At 57.1% G+C, this 1034-nt stretch carries 1 rRNA gene; it reads right to left on the bottom strand.

Going from position 1 to position 1034, the window contains the following annotated elements:
- Positions 1-8: 8 nt before the first annotated feature.
- Positions 9-1034: ribosomal RNA gene (locus IEZ10_RS38455) — 23S ribosomal RNA — on the bottom strand; the annotation flags it as partial.

The following is a 1034-nucleotide window of genomic DNA, read 5'->3' as shown; positions in this document are numbered from 1 at the left end:
AACGCTTTATGGTCAAGTCCTCGGCCTATTAGTACCGGTCAGCTCCACACATTACTGCGCTTCCACCTCCGGCCTATCAACCCAATCGTCTATTGGGAGCCTTACCCCCTCACGGGGTGGGAGACCTCATCTCAAGGCAAGCTTCCCGCTTAGATGCTTTCAGCGGTTATCCCTCCCGAACGTAGCCAACCAGCCGTGCTCCTGGCGGAACAACTGGCACACCAGAGGTTCGTCCGTCCCGGTCCTCTCGTACTAGGGACAGCCCCTTTCAAGTCTCCTGCGCGCGCAGCGGATAGGGACCGAACTGTCTCGCGACGTTCTAAACCCAGCTCGCGTACCGCTTTAATGGGCGAACAGCCCAACCCTTGGGACCTACTCCAGCCCCAGGATGCGACGAGCCGACATCGAGGTGCCAAACCATCCCGTCGATATGGACTCTTGGGGAAGATCAGCCTGTTATCCCCGGGGTACCTTTTAGCCGTTGAGCGACGGCGCTTCCACATGCCACCGCCGGATCACTAGTCCCAGCTTTCGCTCCTGCTCGACCCGCCGGTCTCACAGTCAAGCTCCCTTGTGCACTTACACTCGACACCTGATTGCCAACCAGGCTGAGGGAACCTTTGGGCGCCTCCGTTACCCTTTAGGAGGCAACCGCCCCAGTTAAACTACCCACCAGACACTGTCCCTGATCCGGATCACGGACCCAAGTTAGACGTCCAAAACGACCAGAGTGGTATTTCACCAATGACTCCACCAGAACTAGCGTCCCAGCTTCACCGTCTCCCACCTATCCTACACAAACCGTTCCAAACGCCAATGTCAAGCTGTAGTGAAGGTCCCGGGGTCTTTCCGTCCTGCTGCGCGTAACGAGCATCTTTACTCGTAGTGCAATTTCGCCGGGTCTGCGGTTGAGACAGCGGGGAAGTCGTTACGCCATTCGTGCAGGTCGGAACTTACCCGACAAGGAATTTCGCTACCTTAGGATGGTTATAGTTACCACCGCCGTTTACTGGCGCTTAAGTTCTCACCTTCGC

It is taken from the genome of Streptosporangium pseudovulgare (assembly GCF_014648055.1).
Lineage (GTDB): Bacteria > Actinomycetota > Actinomycetes > Streptosporangiales > Streptosporangiaceae > Streptosporangium > Streptosporangium pseudovulgare.
Note: the sequence above shows the minus strand (reverse complement) of the source record. Positions and strands in the feature narration are given on the sequence as shown.